The sequence below is a fragment of the Pseudomonas sp. TWI628 genome, from assembly GCF_039673865.1.
Classification (GTDB): domain Bacteria; phylum Pseudomonadota; class Gammaproteobacteria; order Pseudomonadales; family Pseudomonadaceae; genus Aquipseudomonas.
Genome location: NZ_JBDJMM010000005.1, coordinates 54,656 through 77,634, shown reverse-complemented (window position 1 = coordinate 77,634; position 22,979 = coordinate 54,656). Strand labels below are relative to the sequence as shown.

Annotated in this window: 21 protein-coding genes; 14 read left to right on the top strand and 7 right to left on the bottom strand. The window is 60.3% G+C overall.

What is annotated here, in order from left to right:
- Positions 1 to 29: 29 nt before the first annotated feature.
- The 7 genes from ABE528_RS05320 (at position 30) to ABE528_RS05290 (ending at position 8,857) form a co-directional block, all read left to right on the top strand.
- Positions 30 to 449 carry a F0F1 ATP synthase subunit epsilon gene (locus tag ABE528_RS05320; RefSeq protein WP_033695933.1) on the top strand — a complete coding sequence of 140 codons (420 nt, stop codon included), beginning with the start codon at positions 30 to 32 and terminating at the stop codon, positions 447 to 449.
- Positions 450 to 570: 121 nt separating this feature from the next.
- Entirely contained in the window at positions 571 to 1,938 is a 1,368-nt protein-coding gene (glmU, locus tag ABE528_RS05315; protein ID WP_152957290.1) for a bifunctional UDP-N-acetylglucosamine diphosphorylase/glucosamine-1-phosphate N-acetyltransferase GlmU, read from the top strand.
- 160 nt (positions 1,939 to 2,098) lie between these two features.
- The gene (locus ABE528_RS05310; protein ID WP_054884856.1) at positions 2,099 to 2,875 is read left to right on the top strand and encodes a DeoR family transcriptional regulator; all 777 of its coding nucleotides are present in this window, start codon (positions 2,099 to 2,101) and stop codon (positions 2,873 to 2,875) included.
- Positions 2,876 to 2,877: 2 nt separating this feature from the next.
- The gene (glmS, locus tag ABE528_RS05305) at positions 2,878 to 4,713 is read left to right on the top strand and encodes a glutamine--fructose-6-phosphate transaminase (isomerizing) (RefSeq protein ID WP_346652389.1); all 1,836 of its coding nucleotides are present in this window, start codon (positions 2,878 to 2,880) and stop codon (positions 4,711 to 4,713) included.
- Between the two features lie 246 nt (positions 4,714 to 4,959).
- Entirely contained in the window at positions 4,960 to 6,531 is a 1,572-nt protein-coding gene (locus tag ABE528_RS05300) for a glycosyltransferase family 39 protein (RefSeq protein ID WP_346652388.1), read from the top strand.
- A 260-nt stretch (positions 6,532 to 6,791) separates the two neighbouring features.
- Entirely contained in the window at positions 6,792 to 8,090 is a 1,299-nt protein-coding gene (locus ABE528_RS05295) for an MFS transporter (protein WP_152957293.1), read from the top strand.
- Complete coding sequence (locus tag ABE528_RS05290; protein ID WP_152957294.1) at positions 8,087 to 8,857, top strand: substrate-binding domain-containing protein; 771 nt, start codon at positions 8,087 to 8,089, stop codon at positions 8,855 to 8,857. The genes ABE528_RS05295 and ABE528_RS05290 overlap by 4 nt, the downstream gene beginning before the upstream one ends.
- Here the strand turns inward: ABE528_RS05290 and ABE528_RS05285 are convergent.
- On the bottom strand, positions 8,843 to 9,751 hold the full coding sequence (locus tag ABE528_RS05285) for a LysR family transcriptional regulator (RefSeq protein WP_346652434.1): 909 nt from the start codon (positions 9,749 to 9,751) through the stop codon (positions 8,843 to 8,845). The two genes, ABE528_RS05290 and ABE528_RS05285, sit on opposite strands and share 15 nt — an antisense overlap.
- Before the next feature lie 73 nt (positions 9,752 to 9,824).
- Positions 9,825 to 11,225 (bottom strand): dihydrolipoyl dehydrogenase, encoded by a 1,401-nt coding sequence (gene lpdA, locus ABE528_RS05280; RefSeq protein ID WP_152957296.1) that lies wholly within the window; start codon positions 11,223 to 11,225, stop codon positions 9,825 to 9,827.
- Between the two features lie 208 nt (positions 11,226 to 11,433).
- On the opposite strand from lpdA, the gene cfaB reads away from it, so the two are divergent.
- Positions 11,434 to 12,618 (top strand): C17 cyclopropane fatty acid synthase CfaB, encoded by a 1,185-nt coding sequence (cfaB, locus tag ABE528_RS05275; protein WP_152957297.1) that lies wholly within the window; start codon positions 11,434 to 11,436, stop codon positions 12,616 to 12,618.
- 50 nt (positions 12,619 to 12,668) lie between these two features.
- Here cfaB and cls read toward each other — a convergent pair whose 3' ends face one another.
- Positions 12,669 to 14,108, bottom strand: coding sequence for a cardiolipin synthase (cls, locus tag ABE528_RS05270; protein ID WP_152957298.1), 1,440 nt, complete (start codon positions 14,106 to 14,108; stop codon positions 12,669 to 12,671).
- A gap of 130 nt (positions 14,109 to 14,238) precedes the next feature.
- Here cls and ABE528_RS05265 point away from each other — a divergent pair, with 130 nt between their 5' ends.
- Complete coding sequence (locus ABE528_RS05265; protein WP_346652387.1) at positions 14,239 to 14,766, top strand: DUF3617 domain-containing protein; 528 nt, start codon at positions 14,239 to 14,241, stop codon at positions 14,764 to 14,766.
- Positions 14,767 to 14,769: 3 nt separating this feature from the next.
- On the opposite strand, the gene folE2 is transcribed toward ABE528_RS05265, so the two are convergent.
- Positions 14,770 to 15,657: a GTP cyclohydrolase FolE2 gene (gene folE2, locus ABE528_RS05260; RefSeq protein ID WP_346652386.1), complete on the bottom strand. Its 888-nt coding sequence runs from the start codon at positions 15,655 to 15,657 to the stop codon at positions 14,770 to 14,772.
- A gap of 20 nt (positions 15,658 to 15,677) precedes the next feature.
- Entirely contained in the window at positions 15,678 to 16,058 is a 381-nt protein-coding gene (locus ABE528_RS05255) for a glutamine synthetase (RefSeq protein ID WP_346652385.1), read from the bottom strand.
- Between the two features lie 112 nt (positions 16,059 to 16,170).
- On the opposite strand from ABE528_RS05255, the gene zigA reads away from it, so the two are divergent.
- From zigA to ABE528_RS05240, 3 genes are read left to right on the top strand one after another with little or no spacing between them, the layout of a single operon-like run.
- Entirely contained in the window at positions 16,171 to 17,379 is a 1,209-nt protein-coding gene (gene zigA, locus ABE528_RS05250) for a zinc metallochaperone GTPase ZigA (RefSeq protein WP_346652384.1), read from the top strand.
- Positions 17,376 to 18,002, top strand: a complete 627-nt coding sequence (locus tag ABE528_RS05245) for a DUF1826 domain-containing protein (protein WP_346652383.1) — start codon at positions 17,376 to 17,378, stop codon at positions 18,000 to 18,002. The genes zigA and ABE528_RS05245 overlap by 4 nt, the downstream gene beginning before the upstream one ends.
- Before the next feature lie 39 nt (positions 18,003 to 18,041).
- Entirely contained in the window at positions 18,042 to 19,010 is a 969-nt protein-coding gene (locus tag ABE528_RS05240) for a CobW family GTP-binding protein (RefSeq protein WP_346652382.1), read from the top strand.
- 3 nt (positions 19,011 to 19,013) lie between these two features.
- On the opposite strand, the gene ABE528_RS05235 is transcribed toward ABE528_RS05240, so the two are convergent.
- Complete coding sequence (locus ABE528_RS05235; protein ID WP_054884785.1) at positions 19,014 to 19,406, bottom strand: DUF3301 domain-containing protein; 393 nt, start codon at positions 19,404 to 19,406, stop codon at positions 19,014 to 19,016.
- A 120-nt stretch (positions 19,407 to 19,526) separates the two neighbouring features.
- Here ABE528_RS05235 and pdxY point away from each other — a divergent pair, with 120 nt between their 5' ends.
- The gene (gene pdxY / locus ABE528_RS05230) at positions 19,527 to 20,399 is read left to right on the top strand and encodes a pyridoxal kinase PdxY (RefSeq protein ID WP_346652381.1); all 873 of its coding nucleotides are present in this window, start codon (positions 19,527 to 19,529) and stop codon (positions 20,397 to 20,399) included.
- On the opposite strand, the gene ABE528_RS05225 is transcribed toward pdxY, so the two are convergent.
- Positions 20,396 to 20,881: an acyl-CoA thioesterase gene (locus ABE528_RS05225; RefSeq protein ID WP_152957307.1), complete on the bottom strand. Its 486-nt coding sequence runs from the start codon at positions 20,879 to 20,881 to the stop codon at positions 20,396 to 20,398. The genes pdxY and ABE528_RS05225 overlap by 4 nt on opposite strands.
- 333 nt (positions 20,882 to 21,214) lie before the next feature.
- On the opposite strand from ABE528_RS05225, the gene ABE528_RS05220 reads away from it, so the two are divergent.
- Positions 21,215 to 22,975 (top strand): cation:proton antiporter, encoded by a 1,761-nt coding sequence (locus ABE528_RS05220; protein ID WP_152957308.1) that lies wholly within the window; start codon positions 21,215 to 21,217, stop codon positions 22,973 to 22,975.
- The last annotated feature ends 4 nt before the right edge of the window (positions 22,976 to 22,979 follow it).

Genomic DNA, 22,979 nt, shown 5'->3' with positions numbered 1-22,979 from the left:
AGGGGCGCTAATCAGGTTGAGGCAAGCAGATGGCTATGACAGTCCATTGCGATATCGTCAGCGCGGAAGGAGAAATCTTCTCCGGCCTGGTCGAGATGGTAGTAGCGCACGGCAACCTGGGCGATCTTGGTATCGCTCCAGGCCACGCCCCGCTGATCACCAATCTCAAGCCTGGTCCGATCACGCTGACCAAGCAAGGCGGCGATCGTGAGGTGTTCTACATCTCCGGTGGCTTCCTCGAAGTGCAGCCGAACATGGTCAAGGTTCTTGCCGACACCGTGCAGCGCGCTGCCGACCTGGACGAAGCTCAGGCTCAGGAAGCCCTCAAGGCTGCTGAGAACGCCCTGAACGCGAAAAGCTCGGACTTCGACTACGGTGCTGCTGCCGCACGTCTGGCCGAGGCTGCAGCTCAGCTGCGTACCGTCCAGCAAATGCGCAAAGGCAAGTAATCCGGTTCAGGCCGCATTCTTCCGTTGCGATTGAGTTAAAGGGTAGCCTCGGCTACCCTTTTTCTTTTTCTGAATTCCCCGCTTCGGTCATCCCTGACCGCCCAGGATTGGTAGCCAGTCAATGTCCCTTGATATCGTTATTCTCGCCGCCGGCCAAGGCACCCGCATGCGTTCGGCGCTGCCCAAGGTACTGCACCCGGTAGCCGGCAATTCCATGCTCGGCCACGTTATCCACAGTGCGCGCCAGCTTCAGCCCCAAGGCATTCACGTGGTCATCGGCCACGGTGCGGAGCTGGTGCGTGAGCGTTTGGCCGCCGCCGACCTGAACTTCGTCATGCAGGACAAGCAGCTGGGGACCGGCCACGCCGTTGCGCAGGCATTGCCGGCAATCACTGCCGACACCGTGCTGGTGCTTTATGGCGATGTACCACTGATCGAAGTGCAAACCCTGCAGCGTCTGCTGGCCAAGGTCAGCGACAAGCAGTTGGGCCTGCTCACCGTCACCCTGCAAGACCCGACCGGTTATGGCCGCATCGTGCGTGATGCAGAAGGCCAGGTGACCGCCATCGTCGAGCACAAGGACGCCAGCGAAGCGCAGAAGGCGATCAAGGAAGGCAACACCGGTATCCTGGCCATGCCAGCCGCGCGACTGGCCGACTGGATGGGCCGGTTGTCGAACAACAATGCTCAGGGCGAGTACTACCTCACTGACGTCATCGCCATGGCGGTGGCCGATGGGCTGGTGGTCGCCACCGAACAGCCGCACGATCCGATGGAAGTGCAGGGCGCCAATGACCGTCGCCAGCTGTCAGAGCTCGAGCGCCATTACCAGCTGCGCGAAGGCCGTCGGCTGATGGCCCAGGGGGTCACCTTGCGCGACCCTGCGCGCTTCGATGTACGTGGCGAAGTGAGCGTTGGTCGCGATGTGCTGATCGACATCAACGTTATCCTGGAAGGCAAGGTTGTCATCGAGGACGACGTGCAGATCGGCCCGAACTGCGTGATCAAAGACAGCACCCTGCGCAAGGGCGCGATCATCAAGGCCAACACTCACCTGGAGGGTGCGGTGATGGGCGAGGGCAGCGATGCCGGCCCGTTCGCCCGCCTGCGCCCGGGCAGCGTGCTGGAAGCCAAGGCCCATGTGGGTAACTTCGTCGAACTGAAAAATGCCCACCTGGGTGAAGGCGCCAAGGCCGGCCACCTGACCTACCTGGGTGATGCAGAGATCGGTGCACGTACCAACATCGGCGCCGGTACCATCACCTGCAACTACGATGGCGCCAACAAGTTCAAGACCGTGATGGGTGAGGACGTGTTCATCGGCTCCAACAACTCGCTGGTGGCGCCTGTGGAAATCAAGGCGGGTGCCACGACGGCTGCCGGTTCAACCATCACCCAGGCTGTCGAAGCAGGCGATCTGGCGGTGGCACGTGCGCGTCAGCGCAACATCTCGGGCTGGAAGCGGCCGGAGAAGATCAAGAAGAGCTGAGTTATACACAGCTGTTTCTATCGAAAGCCGACTTATGTGAATAAGTCGGCTTTTTTTATGCGCATGCCGGGGGTCAGGAATTTTTATCCACATCTTGACGAACCGTCCATCTTAGGTTTTGATTGCAACCATTATCTTTCGAATCGAAACTTAACAGCCAATGTCGAAACGAAATACCCCCCAGCGCCGTCACAACATCCTGGCCCTGCTCAGCGAGCAAGGGGAGGTGAGCGTGGACGCCTTGGCCAAGCGTTTCGAAACGTCGGAAGTGACCATTCGCAAGGACCTTGCCGCGCTGGAGGCCAACGGCCTGCTGCTGCGCCGTTACGGCGGTGCAGTGCCGGTACCGCAGGAAATGCTCAGTGAACCTGCGCAACCGGTCTCTGCCTACAAGAAAGCTATTGCCCGTGCAGCGGTCGGGCGGATTCGCGAGCATGCGCGGATCATCATCGACAGCGGCAGCACTACCGCCGCCATGATCCCGGAACTGGGCCGCCAGCCCGGTCTGGTGGTGATGACCAACTCGTTGAATGTGGCCCGCGCCATCAGCGAGATCGAGCACGAACCGGTGCTGCTGATGACCGGTGGCACCTGGGACCCGCATTCGGAGTCGTTCCAGGGTCAGGTCGCCGAGCAGGTACTACGCTCTTACGATTTCGATCAGCTGTTCATCGGTGCCGACGGCATCGACCTGCAGCGAGGCACCACCACCTTCAATGAGCTGCTTGGCCTGAGCCGAGTGATGGCCGAGGTCGCCCGCGAAGTGATCGTGATGGTCGAGTCCGACAAGGTCGGGCGCAAGATCCCCAATCTCGAGCTGCCCTGGGGCAGCGTGCACACCCTTATTACAGACGAACGCCTGCCCGCAGCGGCACGCGAACAGATTCAAGCCCGCGGCATCAACCTGATCTGCGCCGCGATCAGCCAGGAGCAATAACCATGTGTGGAATCGTTGGTGCCGTAGCCGAGCGCAACATCACTGCCATTCTCATCGAAGGCCTCAAGCGTCTTGAGTACCGTGGGTACGACAGTGCCGGCCTGGCCGTCTACACCCAGCAGGGCGAACTGCAGCGCCGCCGCCGTATCGGCAAGGTCGCCGAGCTGGAAGCCGCTGTTGCTGCCGAACCGCTGAACGGTCAGCTGGGCATCGCCCACACCCGTTGGGCCACCCACGGTGCGCCGACCGAGGGCAACGCCCACCCGCATTTTTCCGCTAGCGAAGTGGCCGTTGTGCACAACGGCATCATCGAGAATCACGAAGAACTGCGTGAAGAGCTCAAAGGCTTGGGCTACGTCTTCACCTCGCAGACCGATACCGAAGTCATCGTGCACCTGATCCACCATACCCTGAAGACCATTCCGGATCTGGCCGATGCGCTGAAATCTGCGGTCAAGCGCCTGCACGGTGCCTACGGCCTGGCGCTGATCAGCGTGAAACAGCCTGACCGCCTGGTCGCCGCGCGCAGCGGTAGCCCGCTGGTGATCGGCCTGGGCCATGGCGAAAACTTCCTGGCTTCCGACCAACTGGCCCTGCGCCAGGTCACCGACCGTTTCATGTACCTGGAAGAGGGCGATATCGCCGAGATCCGCCGTGACCAGGTGAAGATCTGGGACCAGGCCGGCAAACCGGTGCAGCGTGAAACCGTGCAATACCATGAAGGTGCCGAAGCCGCCGACAAGGGCGCCTATCGCCACTTCATGCTCAAAGAGATCCACGAGCAGCCGACCGTGGTCCAGCGCACCCTTGAAGGCCGCCTGGGCAAAGACCATGTGATGGTCCAGGCTTTCGGCCCACAGGCTGCCGAGCTGTTTGCCAAAGTGCGCAACGTGCAGATTGTCGCCTGCGGTACCAGCTACCACGCCGGCATGGTTGCTCGTTACTGGCTGGAAAGCCTGGCTGGCATTCCGTGCCAGGTCGAAGTGGCCAGCGAGTTCCGTTATCGCAAGGTAGTGGTGCAGCCAGATACCCTGTTCGTCTCGATCTCCCAGTCCGGTGAAACTGCCGACACCCTGGCCGCCCTGCGCAACGCCAAGGAACTGGGCTTCCTCGGTAGCCTGGCCATCTGCAACGTCGGTATCAGCTCGCTGGTCCGTGAGTCCGACCTGACCCTGCTGACCCTGGCCGGCCCGGAAATCGGCGTGGCTTCGACCAAGGCCTTCACCACCCAGCTGGTCTCGCTGATGCTGCTGACCCTGGCCCTGGGCCAGGTGCGTGGCACCCTCGAAGCGGGCGTCGAAGCTGGGCTGGTTGAAGAGCTGCGCCGCCTGCCAGCGCGCCTGGGCGAGGCGCTGGCCATGGACAGCACCGTGGAGAAAACCGCCGAGCTGTTCGCCGACAAGCACCACACCCTGTTCCTCGGCCGTGGTGCACAGTACCCGGTGGCAATGGAAGGTGCGCTGAAGCTCAAGGAAATCTCCTACATCCACGCCGAAGCCTACCCGGCCGGGGAGCTCAAGCACGGCCCGCTGGCGCTTGTGGATAACGACATGCCTGTCGTGACCGTGGCGCCGAACAACGAACTGCTGGAGAAGCTCAAGTCCAACCTGCAGGAAGTGCGTGCCCGCGGTGGCGAGCTGGTAGTGTTCGCTGACGAGAACGCCGGTATGAGCAACGGCGAAGGCACCCACGTGATCAAGGTGCCGCACATCGTCGACGAGCTGGCGCCGATCCTCTACACCATTCCGCTGCAGCTGCTGTCATACTACGTGGCAGTGCTCAAGGGTACTGACGTCGACCAGCCGCGTAACCTGGCGAAGTCGGTGACTGTGGAATAAGCGTTTGTTCTTCGGAAAAGCGATTGGCTTTGAACAATAAAGTTCGACACAACGCGTAAACCCCCGTAACTACGGGGGTTTTCCGTTTTTGGGTCATACCGTTGGTCCAGCTCAACCGCGTCGCTTTTCCGCGAGAGTAGTCTAGATAAGCCCTCCCACCAGGGCAGTTTGCAGGCAGCTTTTCCTAGGACTATTTTTTGATGGTGAGGTGAAGTGCTCACAAGGCTGCACCGGGCTGGAGGAAACATGAAGTCTCACGAACACAACGTCAGTGGGAAAAGCCCAGCTCCCGGCAATGCGAAGAAATTCGCTGTATGGGCCAGGAAACTCTGGCCGCTACCAATCCTGTTGCTCGCCACGCTGGCGCGAGTGTACGGCTCAACGGCCTCCGCCATATGGTGCGACGAGGGCTCCAGCTTGTTGATGAGCCAGTACTCACCCTCGCTCATCTGGGTCCACAGCGCCCATGACGTACACCCACCACTTTACTTTCTCCTTCTACACGCCTGGATAGCTGCATTCGGGGACAGTGTCTTTTCGGTCAGGTTCATCAGCGTGCTGACAGGTGTCGGTACTGTAGCCCTGGGCATGTGGCTGGCTTACCAGATTGCAACACGACGTGCAGCCGTACTGGCTGGTGTTTTGTTGGCCTTGCTGCCAATTGCAGTGCGTTATAGTCAAGAAGCGCGCATGTACTCCCTAATGGGATTCTTCCTGCTGGGAGCAACCATCGCGCTGGTATATTGGGTAAAAAATCCTGAGCGCCACCGCTACCTTTTCGTGTATGTGCTGTTAATGGCGGCAAGTTTCTATACTCATTATTTCACTGGCCTTTGCGTACTGTCTCACTGGGCCTATCTATTGCTTGTACGCGGCGACAAACGCCGCCTCATCACTCGGCCAGCATGGTGGGTCGCCAACAGCTTGATCGTCTTGTTGTATATCCCCTGGATTCCCAGCTTGATCGACCTGCTGCAGCACCTTGACCAACTCAAGGCAGGTGGCGACATTGGCTGGATACTGCCCGTTACACTGCATTCCCTGCCATCGACACTCTGGCAGTATCTGGCCCTGACCGATGGCCTGGATCTGAAATGGCCAGTTTACTTTGCACTGCCACTGGCGTTGGCGCTGCTAACGGGCGCTGTCTGCCGGCATGATCGAAGCCCGCATAAATTCCATACGCTAATGGCGATCTATACGTTTCTGCCGTTGATCGTCGTATTTTTGGTCTCGTGGATCACGCCACTTCTGGTCGAACGTTATCTGATGTTTTCTGCCCTGGGCTTACCGATAATACTGGCAGTCGCCTTTGATCGAATGAAGCGTAGTTTTCGCTATGCGGCAATAGCCACCCTGGTGGCTTTTCTGGCGGTAGAGTTGGGCGGCCTGAGTAATTACTATCAAAAGGATGATGATCAGTTCAACACGCTGGTCAACTTCGTCAATGAAAACTATCGTGCGAATGACCGTATTATCGTCAGCGATCTTTTCTGGTATTTCAGCTATGTCTACTATAACAAGACCGGGTCAGTGCCACTGCTCTATACGCCGCCACAGGCCAACGGCGCTTCGGGTCGGCCAGGTAACTACGGATTTGGCACACTGGTGAACAATGATGCCGATAAAATCTATTTCGACAGCCTTGAGAATCTACCCGTCGGCCAAACCAGAGTCTGGTTGATTAGCAATAGCGAACCGCCCGATGATTTCTCTCCCATCCCGGAAAATTGGCATAAGGCCAGTACGTTAAAAGTCGGCGATACCCAAGTGCGCCTTTACAGTGTTCGCTTGCCCTATAACGTGAAAGCAAACTAGCCCCAGCCTTACCCTACGAACTCGAAATGTATCGGCGGCATCCGGGATACTGAAATACCCCTCCGTTTATCAGGGCAATCTTGATAACCATCAAAGCGCTGAGTCGTGCTCACTTACCGCTCAGGAAGCCGTAGCACAGGTCTCATTGATGCCATCTGCGCATCAATTAATGAAAAATGAACGATTATCTCCAGCGCTGCTTTCGACGATCATTCCAGAAATAAGCACTTACAATTATTAAGAAACGCTGGAGATCCACCATGAGTCTGCCATCACACTCGGTGCCCGAGGGCAAGTCCAAGGCCGGTATGGTCTTCCGGGTTACGTCCGGAAACTTCCTCGAACAGTTCGACTTCTTCCTGTTCGGCTTCTATGCCACGCATATCGCGGCGGCCTTCTTCCCCGCGTCCAATGAATTCGCCTCGTTGATGATGACCTTCGCCGTGTTTGGCGCAGGCTTCCTCATGCGCCCGCTGGGTGCGGTGATCCTGGGTGCGTACATTGATGACGTAGGCCGACGCAAAGGGTTGATCGTCACCCTGGCGATCATGGCCAGCGGGACCTTGCTGATCGTGCTGGTGCCCGGTTACGCCAGCATCGGGCTTCTGGCCCCGGCGCTGGTGCTGATCGGGCGCTTGCTGCAAGGGTTCTCGGCGGGTGCGGAGCTTGGCGGGGTGTCGGTGTACCTGGCCGAAATGGCCACGCCAGGGCACAAGGGCTTCTACGCTAGCTGGCAGTCCGCCAGCCAGCAGGTGGCTATCGTCGTCGCCGCAGCGCTTGGCTTTGCCCTCAATGAATGGCTGTCTGCCGCCGAGATCGCCCAGTGGGGCTGGCGCGTGCCGTTTGCTGTGGGCTGCATGATCATCCCGGTGATCTTCCTGCTGCGTCGCAGCTTGCAGGAAACCGAGGAGTTCGCTGCGCGCGAGCATCGCCCTACCATGAAGCAGGTGCTGGCGACGCTGGCCGCCAATTCCGGCATGGTGCTGTTTGGCATGCTGATGGTTGCCATGACCACCACCGCCTTCTACATGATCACTGTGTACGCGCCGACCTTCGGCAAGACCGTGCTGCAACTGAGTACCGGTGACGCGCTGCTGGTGACCTTGCTGACGGCGGTGTCGAACTTCATCTGGTTGCCCATCGGCGGTGCGCTCAGCGATCGCTTGGGGCGCAAGCCGCTGCTGCTGGCCATGTCGCTGATGACGGTGATCACCGCTTACCCGGCGCTGACCTATCTGGCCCAGTCGCCGAGCTTTGGCCACATGCTTGAAGTGCTGCTGTGGTTCTCGTTCCTGTACGGCATGTACAACGGGGCGATGATCCCGGCGCTGACCGAGATCATGCCGGTGGAAGTCCGCGTGGCAGGTTTCTCGCTGGCTTACAGCCTGGCGACTGCACTGTTCGGTGGTTTCACCCCGGCCATCTCGACCTGGATGATCCATGTCACCAATGACAAGGCGGCACCCGCCTACTGGATGATGTTTGCCGCGCTCTGTGCATTCGTCGCCACCTGCATGCTGTACCGTCGCCTGGCCAATCGCGCACCGGTGGCTGTATGAGGACCTCGATGAAAGCGTTACTTGCCGCTGTTCTCCTGGCTGGCTGCAGCCTAGCCCAGGCTGCCGAACTGACCGTGATGACCTCGGGCGGTTTCACCGCCGCCTACAAGCAACTAGGGCCCAAGTATGCCGCGCAGAGCGGCGATACACTGGTCACTGTGCTCGGGCCCTCGATGGGCAAGGCACCCGAGGCGATTCCCAATCGCCTCGCACGCGGTGAGCACGCCGATGTGGTGATCATGGTCGGCTATGCGCTGGATGAGCTGATCCGCCAGGGCACGGTCGACCCTGCTTCACGGGTCGAGCTGGCGGACTCGCGCATCGGCATGGTGGTCAAGCAGGGCCAGGCCAAGCCTGGTATCGCCACTCCCGACCAACTGAAGCAGACACTGTTGGCGGCCAAATCGGTGGCCTACTCGGACAGCGCCAGTGGCGTGTATATCGAGAAAGAGCTGTACAAGAAGCTGGGTATCGAGGACCGCCTGGTCGGCAAGAGCACCATGGTCGAGCGCATACCGGTGGCCTCGCAGGTGGCTCAGGGCACCTATGAGCTTGGTTTCCAGCAGGTTGCCGAGTTGCTGCCCGTGCCGGGTGTGACCTTCGTTGGCAAGATTCCAGAAAGCCTGCAGTCGGTGACCCGCTTCGCCGCCGGTATTCCGAAGGATGCCGAGCACCCCGCCGAGGCGAAACAGCTTCTGCAATACCTGGCTTCACCTGCCGTGCAGCCTGACGTACGCGCCACCGGCCTGGATTCAGTCGCCCGCTAATACGCCGGGCAATTCCCGAATCAGCCTTACCATCTCGAGTGCCGCAGGTGTCAGCGTGCGGCCGCGGCGCTTGAGCAGGCCCATCTTGCGGCTGACCTGCGGTTCGACCAGTGCAACGCTGGCGAGGATCGGATGCGGCGTCATCGGTAGCGCGATCGATGGCACCGCCGCAATACCCAGGCCTGCTTCGATCAGGCCAAGCAGGGTGGTCACGTGCCTGGCTTCGCACACACTCTCTTTGCTGACCTGCATCCCGGCCAGCGCCCGATCCAGTACCAGACGGTTGCCTGACGATTTGCCCAGGGTGATGTAGTCGTGTTCGTAGGCTTGTGCCCAAGTCACCTTGTCCAGCTTGGCCAGCGGGTGATCCTGGCGGCAGGCGATGACATAGCGTTCTTCGAGCAAGACACTGAATTCAATCTCCGGGGCAAGGTTGCCAGTGAAGCTAAGGCCGAAATCCGCTTCGCCGGAGGCCACGGCGGCACTGACTTCGTTGGCAGAGGCGTCGTACAGGTTGATGCGCACTTTCGGATACTGCGCATGGAAGGCGCGAATCGCATGGGGCATGAAGTAGTAGGCGGCTGACGGCACGCAGGCGATGGTCAGTGTGCCGGTACGCAGTGAGCCACCATCACCGACGCTGAGCAGCGCCAGGTCGAGGTCGTCCAGCAGGCGTTCGACCTGCGGCAGGAAAGCACGCCCGACATTGGTCAGCGACACCTTGCGCGTGGTGCGTTCGAGCAGTTTCACCCCCAACGCCGACTCGAGTTTTTCGATGCGCCGGCTCAACGCCGACTGGGTGATGCGAATGGTATCGGCGGCGCGGCGGAAGCTGCCTTGCTCGACCACGGCACGGAAGGCCTGCAAGTCGTTCAGATCGAAATTGATGCTCACCCGGTGGGCCCCGCTGGTTTGATCGAAAGCGTGCATCAATGGTATTTCGAAAAAACCGGCGGAGCCAGCGGGGTCAGATCTGCATGGCCATGCCGTGCACGTTCATCGCGGCCTGGCGCAGGGCTTCGGAGCGGGTCGGGTGCGGGTGGCAGATCAGGGCGATGTCTTCAGCCGAGGCGGCGAACTCCATGGCCACGCAGAACTCGCCGATCATCTCGCTGACGCTCGGGCCGACCAGGTGCACACCGAGCACCTCATCGGTGTTGGCATCGGCGATGACCTTGGCGAAGCCTTCGGTCTCGTGGTTGATCTTGGCGCGGCTGTTGGCGGTGAAGGGGAACTTGCCAACCTTGTAGGCGCGGCCTTCGGCCTTCAGTTGCTCTTCGGTCTTGCCGACCGTAGCCAGTTCCGGACGGGTATAGATCACGCCGGGGATCAGGTTGTAGTTCACTTCATGGGGCTTGCCGGCGATGCGCTCGATGCAGGCGACCGCTTCGTCTTCAGCCTTGTGCGCCAGCATCGGGCCGGAGGTGACGTCGCCGATTACCCACACACCTGGCACCGAGGTGCGGTGGTGCTGGTTGCTGAGCATGCCGCGCTTGTCGGTTTCCAGCCCTACGCTCTCAAGGTTCAGGCCCTTGGTATAAGGACGACGGCCGATCGCGACCAGCACATAGTCGGCCTGCAGTGTTTCAGCGGCACCACCAGCAGCCGGCTCAAGGGTCAGGCTGACACCTTCGGCTTCAGTCTTTGCCTGGGTGACCTTGCTACCGAGCTTGAAGGCCATGCCTTGCTTGGCCAGGGCTTTTTGCAGGGTCTTGGCGGTTTCTTCATCGGTGCCCGGGCAGATGCGGTCGAGGTACTCGATGACGGTGACTTGTGCACCCAGACGGCGCCACACCGAACCCAGTTCCAGGCCGATGACGCCCGCGCCGATCACCACCAGGTGCTTGGGGACCTGTGGCAGGGCCAGGGCACCGGTGGAGTCGATGATACGCTGGTTGTCGATGGTCACGCCGGGCAGGGGAGTGGGCTCGGAGCCGGTGGCAATGACGATGTCCTTGGCCTGCAGTGCGGTCTCGCTGCCATCTTCAGCCTTGACGATGACCTTGCCGACGCCATCCAGGCGGCCCCAGCCTTTGATCCAGTCGACCTTGTTCTTGCGGAACAGGTACTCGATGCCCTTGGTCAGGCCGGTTACGCTCTCGTCCTTCTGTTTCATCATCTGGGCGAGGTTGAGCGTCGGCTTCACTTCGATGCCGAGGTGGGCGAACTCGTCGCCGCTGGCAGCTTCATAAAGCTCGGATGCGTGCAGCAACGCCTTGGACGGCATGCAACCGACGTTCAGGCAGGTGCCACCGAGGGTCGAACGGCCTTCCACACAGGCGACGCTCAGGCCCAGCTGGCCGGCGCGGATCGCTGCGTTGTAGCCGCCAGGGCCGCCGCCGATGATCACCACGTCATAGGATTTCATGGGTTTTGTACTCCAGATGAGGAAGCGCGAGAGGGGCATAAGGTTAAGCTCAGAAGCGCAGATTGTATACAATCTGTTGCTTTCATCAGATCAGTTGGTTCTAGACCTTGGTCTCGTTTAGAGGAAACCTCCCACGAATGAACTACTCTGATCCCGCGACGTTCGAAATTACAGGCGTCGTGGCCTGATAGGGAAAGGAGGGGTGTTCATGCTTGCTCAACTTCCACCGGCACTGCAAAGCCTGCATCTGCCGCTGCGGCTGAAACTGTGGGACGGCAACCAGTTCGATCTGGGCCCAAGCCCTCAGGTCACCATCCTGGTCAAGGAGCCACAGCTGATCAGCCAGCTGACCCACCCAAGCCTGGACCAGCTGGGCACTGCGTTCGTGGAGGGCAAGCTGGAGCTGGAAGGTGATATCGGTGAAGCCATCCGCGTGTGCGACGAGCTCAGCGAAGCGCTGCTGATCGACGAAGATGACACCCCGCCAGAGCGTCTGGCCCATGACAAGCGCACAGACGCCAAGGCGATTTCCTACCACTACGACGTCTCCAACGACTTCTATCAACTCTGGCTCGATCAGGACATGGCCTATTCCTGCGCCTATTTCCGTGAGCCGGACAACACCCTGGATCAAGCTCAACAGGACAAGTTCGATCACCTGTGCCGCAAGTTACGCCTGGATGCCGGTGACTACCTGCTCGATGTGGGCTGTGGCTGGGGTGGGTTGTCGCGTTTCGCCGCGCGTGAATATGGCGCCAAGGTATTCGGTATCACCCTTAGCAAAGAGCAGCTCAAGCTTGGGCGCGCGCGGGTAAAGGCCGAGGGCCTGGCCGACAAGGTCGACCTGCAGATTCTCGACTATCGCGACCTGCCACAGGACGGCCGCTTCGACAAAGTGGTCAGCGTTGGCATGTTCGAGCACGTCGGGCACGCCAACCTGGCGCTGTATTGCCAGAAGCTGTTCGGCGCGGTGAGGGAAGGTGGCGTGGTGATGAACCATGGCATCACTGCCAAGCACATCGATGGCCGACCTGTCGGGCGAGGGGCAGGTGACTTCATCGACCGTTACGTATTCCCCAATGGTGAGCTGCCGCATTTGTCGATGATCACCGCCTGCATCTGTGAAGCGGGGCTGGAGGTGGTGGACGTCGAGAGCCTGCGCTTGCACTACGCCAAGACCCTGCATCACTGGAGCGAGAACCTCGAGAACCAGTTGCACAAAGCGGCGGGGCTGGTGCCGGAGAAGACCTTGCGCATCTGGCGCCTGTACCTGGCCGGGTGTGCTTATGCGTTCCAGAAGGGCTGGATCAACCTGCATCAGATTCTGGCCGTGAAGCCTTATGCCGACGGGCACCATGATCTGCCGTGGACGCGGGAAGATCTTTATCGTTGAACCTCTATCACTGAACGCAGAGGGGGCCGCAAAAGCGGCCCCTTCTTCATTCAGAGAATGGGTGAAATCAGCCGCGCGATGCGCATCCCCAGCTGCTGAACGCGATGGGTATCACGACTGTCCTCGGCGGTGATCTCACGGGCCTGTTCGAAGTCTTCCAGCAGCATCGCCTCCACCTGGTCGGCGAATGGGCGGTCTACCGTCAGCAAGGTGATCTCGAAGTTGAGCCGGAACGAGCGGTTGTCCAGGTTGGCGCTGCCGATCGCGCTGATCTCGTCATCCACCAGCACTACCTTCTGGTGCAGGAAGCCAGGCTGATAACGGAACATCCTCACCCCTGCGCGTACCGCTTCGAACGCGAACAGGCTGGAGGCCGCATAGACGATCTTGTGATCGGGCCGAGAAGGAATCAGCACGCGCACATCCACCCCGCGCAGCACCGCCAGACGCAAGGCAGCGAACACCGCTTCATCCGGGATGAAGTAAGGGCTGGTGATCCATACCCGTTTGTTCGCCGAGTGGATGGCCTCAATGAAGAACAACGAACAGGTTTCCTGCGGGTCTGCCGGGCCGCTGGCCAGGGCTTGGCACAGTACGCCGTTGTCGGGGTAGGTGTCTGGCAGAATCAAAGGTGGCAGCTGACGCGTGGCCCAGTACCAATCCTCGGCAAACGACTCCTGCAGGCAGGCTAGTACTGGGCCGCTGATCTGCACATGGGTATCGCGCCAAGGTGACAGATGTGGATCCTTGCCGAGGTATTCGTCGCCTACGTTATGCCCACCGATGAAGCCGAGCAGGCCATCGACCACGACGATCTTGCGGTGGTTGCGGAAGTTGACCTGGAAGCGGTTGAACCATCCGCGGCGGGTGGCGAAGGCATGGATCTGCACACCGCCTTCACGCAGCACCTGGCTGTAGCTAGCGGGCAGGGCATGGCTGCCGACACGGTCGTACAACACGAATACCTTCACCCCCTCGGCCGCCTTGCGCAGCAACAACTGCTGCAGGTCTTTGCCCAGGGTGTCGTCGTGGATGATGAAAAACTGGACCAGCACTGCTTCGCGTGCCTGCTCGATGGCGGCGAAGATAGCGTCAAAAGTGGCTTTGCCGTTGATCAGCAGCTTCACTTGGTTATTAGCCAGGCAGGGCATTCGCCCGAGTTTCGGCATGGCCCGCAAGGCTGCGTAGCTTTCTGATTCTCGGGCAGTGAGGGCTTCCTCTACCCAGGGCCGCCAGTTGAGGCTGGCCATGGCCACGTGCATTTCCTGGTTGGCCTGGCGCCGGGCCTGGATGTAGGCGTAGAAGGATCGCGCACCAAAGATCAGGTAGGGAATCAGCGTGAAGTAAGGAATGAAGAACAACGACATGGCCCAGGCAATTGCGCCTTGAGCGGTACGCACGGTGAACACTGCATGCAACGCGGCGATCATGCCGAGCAAATGAATCAGGCCGAGCACGTAGCCGAAAAAGTAGGGGCTGTGGTAATCCATACGCATCCTGCTTGCCGAACACACAGCGGATAACAGAACACGTTCCACGTCCGGCTTGCAACCTGAAAGCGGATTTGGCGTCTAAGGCTGAGCCCGGCCCGTTGGCCGGTTTTTCGAGGAGCGTTCGTACATGAAGATTCGTCTGCCACTGTTGGCCCTGGCCTTGGGCCTGGGCAGCCCACTGGTACATGCGCAGATGTTGCAACCTGGTTTGTGGGAACTGACTACCAGCAACATGCAGGTCGATGGCAAGCCGTTACCCGATATGCAGTTCATGCTCGGGCAATTGAAGAACCTGCCGCCGGAACAGCGGGCCATGATGGAAGGGGTATTGGCCAAACAGGGTGTTACGATTGGCGGCAATGGGGTGCGTTCGTGCCTGACGCGTGAGCAGGTGCAGACCAACGATATTCCGTTGCAGGATCCGAAGTCGGGTTGTACCCAGAAGATCACCGACCGCACCGGTAATGTCTGGAAGTTTCAGTTCAGCTGCCCGAAGGCCCAGGGCACCGGCCAGGCGACTTTCCTCAGCGACAAGGAATTCACCACTCAGGTGAACGGCACCTTCAATGCCTCGGGCGTTCAGCAGCAGGGCAGTATGAACACCCGGGCCGTATGGCTCGGCAATGACTGCGGCACAGTCAAACCCCGTACCTGAGTTTCACCACTGCCACTGGCTGCTGGCTACTGCATCGTGGGCATGCAGGCTCTCTGCATGTTCCACGCGCAGCTTGAAGGCGCTACCCCACTCCAACTGCCGTAGCGACTGATGCAGTCGCCGAGCGGCGTCCTCGCAGAACATCAGGTTCTGCCCATTGGCCAAAGCGAACGCCTGTTCGTCTGCACGCTTTACGGCGGTTTGCACAGCCGTACCCAGGCTGGTCTCAATCCGGTCGATCAATTCGGTTATGGGTAACGACTCCAGATTGTCTTGCAGGCGCACGCTTATCAGCGCCTGGCTGCGCTGGCTATGCGGCGTTGCGACGATGCCCTGGCTGCTGCCCAACCATTCCAATACCGCACTGCGTTCCAGGTGCTGCCCTGGGAAATCAGCCTCGAACTGCTGTTGAATCAGTTGCCTTGCCAGCGCTGCCGAGCAAGGGCAGGTTGAGGAGTACGGCACACGAACTGATAGTTCCACGTGGAACATTTCATTTTCTATCTTCGCTTCGAGGGTGATTGGATAGCGCTTCCAGCCAGCGAGTGGGCTGACCAAGGCGGGTCGTTTCAGCAAGTGCTCGAAAGCCAGGTTGAGATAAGCAGCGCTGGAAAGCCCTTCGTGGCTGGCGAGAAAGTCTGCCAGAAGACGGCGAATGACCAAGGGCGTCAACGGCTGCTCTTCAAGCGATTCCAGTGCGAGGTAGAGGCGAGACATATGGATGCCCCGCGAAGTGCCATCTACCAGGCTGACACCGGCATTGGCCATGGCCGACACCTGACGGCCGTCAAATTGGATGGGTAAGGCGATACCGCACATACCGACCCAATCAAGCGGGACGGCGTGCGCTTGGGGCTGTGTGGCAATGTCCGGAAGCGTCAGGCTAGTCATGGGGATACCAGGCAAAAGGGTCAGCGACATCCGCCGACCAGGCTGCAATGCAAATTGAAACGTTGGCCGCTGGAACTCGACACGCGATTTAACGTGGTCCAGCCAACACGTCGGCTGTAGCCGAACCAGGCTTCGCCATCGCTGGCCAGCCCGGTGAACGACGTCAGCGCGCCATAGCGGCTGTTGGTCTGCGACCAGAGCCGGCGAGTGGCCGTGTCGAAGCCGCGCAAGTAGAAATGGCTGCCTTCGGTGCGCACGCTGTAGTAACTGCCTTTACCGTCCTGGCAGGCGAGTAGCGTTGCGCTCCGGGTACACAGCGCCAGCGAACTGCCTTGCGCCAATGCCAAGGCAGGCACGGGCGTGAGAAGCAGCAGCAACAGGGCAGCACGTGACAGGCTCATTTCCATCTCCGAAGTACGCTTGCGACGAGTACGGCTTGGCGAAATTGTATTGTTACTTTATAACATTGTGCAATGCATCGTTTCGAGTGCGTCCGCCTGAAGAGGTTTCACCATGTCCAACCGCCTCCCTGTCACCGTGCTGTCCGGCTTCCTCGGCGCCGGCAAGAGCACCTTGCTCAACCATGTGCTGCGTAACCGCGACAACCTTCGGGTCGCGGTGATCGTCAACGACATGAGTGAAATCAACATCGACGCCAGCGAAGTGCAGCGCAACGTCAGCCTTAACCGCGCAGAAGAAAAACTGGTCGAGATGAGCAACGGCTGCATCTGCTGCACCCTGCGTGAAGACCTGTTGGAAGAAGTCGCGCGACTGGCCGAGGAAGGCCGCTTTGACTATTTGCTGATCGAGTCCACCGGTATCTCGGAACCCCTGCCGGTCGCCGAAACCTTCACCTTCCGCGATGAGCAAGGCCGTAGCCTGTCCGACATGGCGCGCCTGGACACCATGGTCACCGTGGTCGATGGCCTGAATTTCCTGCGCGATTATCAGCAAGCCGATAGCCTGGCCAGCCGCGGCGAGACGCTGGGTGAAGAAGATGAGCGCTCCATCAGCGACCTGTTGATCGAACAGGTCGAGTTCGCCGATGTACTGCTGCTGAGCAAGATCGACCTGATCAGCCAGCACGAGCGAGAGGAACTCACCGCCATTCTGCGCAGCCTCAATGCCCGCGCGCAGATCGTGCCGATGGTCATGGGCCAGGTGCCGCTGGCGCGGATTCTCGATACCGGGCTGTTCGATTTCGACCAGGCCGCGCAGGCACCCGGTTGGCTGCAGGAGTTGCGCGGCGAGCACATACCGGAAACCGAGGAGTACGGCATCGCGGCGACCACCTGGGAAGCCCGCCGGCCACTGCATCCTCAACGCTTCTTCGATTTTATCCACAACACCTGGCGCAACGGCAGGCTGCTGCGCTCCAAGGGCTTTTTCTGGCTGGCCAGCAAATTCCAGGAAGCCGGCAGCTGGTCGCAGGCTGGCGGCATGATGCGTCATGGCCTGGCCGGGCGCTGGTGGCGGTTTGTTCCACGCGAGCATTGGCCACAGGATGAGCAGAGCACGGCGGACATTCTCAAGCATTGGCACGCCGAAACCGGTGACTGCCGCCAGGAGCTGGTATTCATTGGGCAGAACATCGACTTCGCGCGGTTATCCACAGAGCTGGATGCCTGCCTGCTGAGCGATGAGGAAATGGCGCTCGGGCCGGTGGCCTGGCTTCGCCTGCCGGATCCGTTCGGTCCCTGGCATGCCGAGGAAGCAGCATGAACCCGGCGTTGCGCCCTGTGGATATCCGCCAGGCCTTTGGTGAAGCGCCAAAGGTACTCACCGAGATCTTCCAGGATGGCGTGAACCTGGCCGTCTGGCAGCGCCGCTTGCCAGCTCAGCTGGAAGACTTTGCCGCCTTGGCGGTAAGCCTCGGCCAGCCCCTGGCAGACCAGCGCGTACTCGATGTGAACGAGCACGAGCCGCCGCGACTGCCTGGCTTGCTGCAGGAGGCAGCCGAGCTGCATGGCTACGAGGGATTTGTTGCCGATGTGAAGTGGCTGGTATCGGCCTACACCTGCCTGCTCGGTGCACGGCGGGTGGGGTTGCGGCTGCGGGTGCTGCAAGGTGCCATGTGCCCGCGCTTCCATGTGGATAACGTGCCCGTGCGCTTGCTGACCACCTACGTCGGCCCTGGCAGCGAATGGCTGGAAGAAGGTGCAGTAGAGCGGGTAGGTCTGCATCTGGCGGCAGCGCCTGTGGATAACATTCGCACCCTGCAGGCGGGTGAGGTGGCTGTACTCAAAGGGGAAAAATGGCTGGGTAATGAAGGCGCGGGACTTATCCACCGCTCGCCGGCCAGTCAACAGCGGCGGTTGCTGCTCAGCCTTGACTGGCTGGCATGACGGGGCATAGTGGGGTGAACTCCGCATAGAAGTCCTGGCATGCTGCAGAACATCCCCACCTACGTCATCGCCGGTCCCTTGGGGGCTGGCAAGACCAGCCTGATCCGCCAGCTGATGGCCCAGCGCCCTGCAAACGAACGCTGGGCCGTGCTGGTCAACGAGTTTGGCCAGGTCGGCCTCGACGCGGCGTTGCTCAGCCGTGACGAGGACGGTATCGCCATCGGCGAGGTGGCCGGTGGCTGCCTGTGTTGCGTGAACGGTACACCGTTCCAGGTCGGGCTCGGCCGCCTGCTGCGCAAGGCTCGGCCCGACCGGTTGTTCATCGAGCCTTCCGGGCTTGGTCATCCTGTGCAGTTGCTGAACCAGCTGCAGCAGCCACCCTGGGTTGGGGTGCTGGCGGTGCAGCCGTTGGTGATGGTGCTGGATGCTCATGCACTGGCCCGAGGTGAGCCATTACCGGAGGCTCAGCAACAGGCCTTGCAAGCGGCAGCGCTGGTTCTGCTGAACAAGGCAGACGCTGTGGATGAAGATATTAAGCTGTTGATAAATAAAGAGTTTTTAAATATCCACACGATTTGGACCCAGCAGGGCTTGGTCGAACTCGACATGCTGCCTGTTTCATCCACAAGTCGAATCAGTGACAGTTCTGTGAATAATTTGCCTGAAGCGAGTCTATCCACAGCGCCTTCAGCCCTGTGGATAGATACTTCCATGCCAATTTGCTCAGCTCAGGAAGGTGAGGGGGGGTGGAGCATCGGCTGGCGCTGGCACCCCAGTCAGCGATTTGACCCGCAGCGCTTGCAGGCATTTCTTGCGGCCTGGCCATGGCGGCGTGCCAAGGGCGTTATCCACAGTGCGGATGGGTGGCAGTCATTCAATGGGCTGGACGCTGACTTGCCGCAGTGGCAGCCAAGCGAATGGCGCAAGGACTCGCGCATCGAGCTGATCTTCGAGCAGGCGCAGCCAGAGCCGCTGTTACAGAGCGCTCTGGCGCAATGCCTGATCTGATTGTCAATTGCGCCAGCGATTGTGTTCCTGGCGCCATTGCTGCATCTCGATCACATTGTCGGCCCGTGGTGGTGTCTTGATCTCGAACGGGTAGGGTGCGAGTTCGATCTGCGCGCTGTGGGCGCCGAACTGGGTCACGGTGCCAGGGTGGCGTTGTTCGCCGGTCACGGTGAACTCGAAGGCATAGACCCGGGCCAGGCGCTTCTTGCCGTTTGCATCGCGGATGAACGCAATGCGTTTGAGCGCAACGGCGTCATCCAGCAGCTCCAGGTCGAGCTTGGCGCAATGCTGTTTGACCCGCTCCAGGGCCTTCTCGCGCAGCCCATGGTTGTGCCATAACCAAGCGCCTGCCGTGGCCAACAACATCAGGACGAAGAGATTCTCCAGGGTCAACATTTACGTATGCTCCAAACAGGTCGAACCAGCTTAACTGCGTCCCTGGCCTGTCGTACAGGTGGCAATCGAGTCCATACTGCGCGCTGCACAATCCTTGAAACAGCTTTGGAATCTTCCCGCATGAAACGTACCCCGCATCTGCTCGCCATCCAGTCCCACGTGGTGTTCGGCCACGCCGGCAACAGCGCTGCGGTGTTCCCCATGCAGCGTATCGGGATCAACGTCTGGCCCCTCAATACTGTACAGTTTTCCAATCACACTCAGTATGGCCAGTGGGCGGGCGAAGTGCTTGCTCCAGCGCAAATTCCTGCGTTAGTGGAAGGTATTTCCAACATCGGCGAGCTGGGCCAATGCGACGCCGTGCTGTCCGGCTATCTGGGTAGCGCCGAGCAGGGGCGGGCGATTCTGGCTGGCGTCGAACGCATCAAGGCTGTGAACCCGAAGGCACTGTACCTGTGTGACCCGGTCATGGGCCATGCGCAGAAGGGCTGCATCGTTCCGCAGGAGGTCAGCGAGTTCCTGCTCGATGAAGCCGCGACCAAGGCGGATATCCTTTGCCCCAATCAGCTGGAACTGGACAGCTTCTGCGGCCGTCGTGCGCAATCGCTCAAGGACTGCGTGAGCATGGCGCGCGGCCTGCTCGAACGTGGCCCGCAAGTGGTGCTGGTCAAGCACCTGTCGTATCCGGGCCGTGATGAAGGCTTGTTCGAGATGTTGCTGGTGACCCGCGAAGAAAGCTGGCACCTGCGTCGTCCCCTGCTGGCCTTCCCGCAGCAACCGGTTGGCGTGGGTGACCTGACTTCGGGGTTGTTCCTGGCCCGGGTGCTGCTGGGCGACAGTTGGCTGCAGGCCTTTGAATTCACGGCAGCGGCCGTGCATGAGGTGCTGCTGGAAACCCAGGCCTGCGCCAGCTACGAACTGCAGCTGGTGCGTGCCCAGGATCGCATTGCTCACCCACGCGTGCGCTTCGAGGCGCAGCGCCTGGCGATCTAGATCGAGTCGGTTTTCAGGTCCTGGTAGCGCTTTTCCAGTTCCTGGCGGATCTGGCGGCGCTGCTGGCCTTGCAGGAAGCGGCGCTTCTCTTCGCTGGAGTGCGGCTGGAGTGGCGGCACCGGCACCGGGCGGCGGTTGTCATCAACCGCGACCATGGTGAAGAAACAGCTGTTGGAATGGCGTACCGAGCGCTCGCGGATGTTCTCGGTGACCACCTTGATACCCACTTCCATCGAGGTGTTGCCGGTGTAGTTGACCGAGGCGAGGAAGGTCACCAGCTCGCCGACATGTACCGGCTCGCGGAAGATCACCTGGTCGACCGACAAGGTCACCACATAGCTGCCGGCATAGCGGCTGGCACAGGCATAGGCCACTTCGTCGAGGTACTTGAGCAAGGTGCCGCCGTGTACGTTGCCAGAAAAGTTGGCCATGTCCGGGGTCATCAGGACGGTCATGCTCAGCTGGGCGTTTCCAGGTTCCATAGTGTGCTCACGGTGAGGTTGCGCTGAATCGGGGCGGGTATCTGCTGACACTTCTGTTTCCCCTCTAGAAGGTTTGCCTTCCTGAATTACGGGACGTTGCCGGACGCTCCATCGTCACGCCAATTACGTCATCACAGACGGCTGATCAGCCGATCTGTTTCTACATATTGCACCGGCTTTTTGCGGCGGGGTGCGATGTTAACCTGACTACGCCCATGCAACGTGGGCGTTCTTGCATTCAATACAGTATGTACTTGCTGCTCGCTCGGCTTGGCCTTGGCAGAGGAGCGGTCTGCCTGGGCATCCAGCAAAGTCGACAAGGAGTATCGCGCCATGCATGCCATCAGCTTCATCCAGGACCTGGCAGTGATCATGCTGGTCGCCGGTGTGGTGACGATTCTTTTTCATCGCCTCAAGCAGCCCGTGGTACTGGGCTACATCGTCGCCGGCTTCATCATCGGCCCGCACACGCCGCCGTTCGGCCTGATCCACGACGAAGACACGATCAAGACCCTGGCCGAGCTGGGGGTTATCTTCCTGATGTTCTGCCTGGGCCTGGAGTTCAGCCTGCGCAAGCTGTTCAAGGTCGGCGCCACGGCATTTATCGCGGCGTTCCTGGAAATCGTCCTGATGATCTGGATCGGTTTCGAGATCGGCCGCTGGTTCGGCTGGAATACCATGGACTCGCTGTTCCTTGGCGCGATCCTGGCGATTTCCTCGACCACCATCATCGTCAAGGCGCTGAATGACCTGAAGATGAAGAACGAGCGCTTCGCCCAACTGATCTTTGGCGTGCTGATTGTCGAGGACATCCTCGGCATCGGCATCATCGCCTTGCTGTCCGGCATCGCCGTCAGTGGCTCGGTCAGCTCCGGCGAGGTGTTTTCGACGGTCGGCAAGCTGTCGTTGTTCATGATCGTCGCGCTGGTCATCGGCATCCTGTTGGTGCCGCGCCTGCTGGCCTACGTGGCGAAATTCGAAAGCAATGAGATGTTGCTGATTACTGTGCTGGGCCTGTGCTTCGGTTTCTGCCTGTTGGTGGTCAAGCTGGAATACAGCATGGTACTGGGGGCCTTCCTGATCGGTGCGATCATGGCCGAGTCGCGCCAGCTGTTGAAGATCGAGCGCCTGATCGAGCCGGTGCGCGACCTGTTCAGCGCGATCTTCTTCGTCGCCATCGGCCTGATGATCGACCCTCAGGTGCTGATTGACTATGCCTGGCCGATCGTGGTGATCACCCTGGCGGTGGTGCTGGGCAAGATGCTGTCGTGCGGCATGGGCGCATTCATCGCCGGTAACGATGGCCGTACCTCGCTGCGGGTGGGTATGGGCCTTTCGCAGATTGGCGAATTCTCCTTCATCATCGCGGCCTTGGGGATGACCCTTCAGGTCACCAGCGACTTCCTTTACCCGGTGGCGGTGGCGGTTTCGGCTATCACTACGCTGCTGACGCCTTACCTGATCCGCGCCGCCGACCCGCTGTCACTGAAGCTCGGCAACGTGGTGCCACGGCGCCTGGCGCGGGTGCTGTCACTGTATGGGGAATGGTTGCGCAACATTCAGCCGCAAGGTGAAAGTGCCATGCTGGCGGCGATGATCCGGCGCATCCTGCTGCAGGTGGGGGTCAACCTGGCGCTGGTGATCGCGATTTTCTTCAGCGGTGGTTATTTTGCCGGACGCATCGGCAATTGGCTCAATGAGTGGGTGACGGATGTCAGCCAGCAGAAGGCGTTGATCTGGGGCGCGGCGTTGCTGCTGTCGCTGCCTTTCCTGATTGCCGCCTATCGCAAGCTCAAGGCACTGTCGATGCTGTTGGCTGAGATGGGCGTGAAGCCGGAAATGGCCGGCCGGCATACCCAGCGTGTGCGTCGCGTGATTGCCGAGGTGATTCCGCTGGTGTCGCTGCTGGTGATCTTCCTGCTGCTGTCGGCGTTGTCGGCGAGCATCTTGCCGACCAGCGAGCTATTGCTGGTGATCGCGGTGGTAGCAGCGGTGGTGGTGGCGTTGCTGTGGCGCTGGTTCATCCGCGTGCATTCGCGGATGCAGATCGCCTTGCTGGAGACGCTGGAGAACAGTCGCGATCATTCGCACTGAGGGC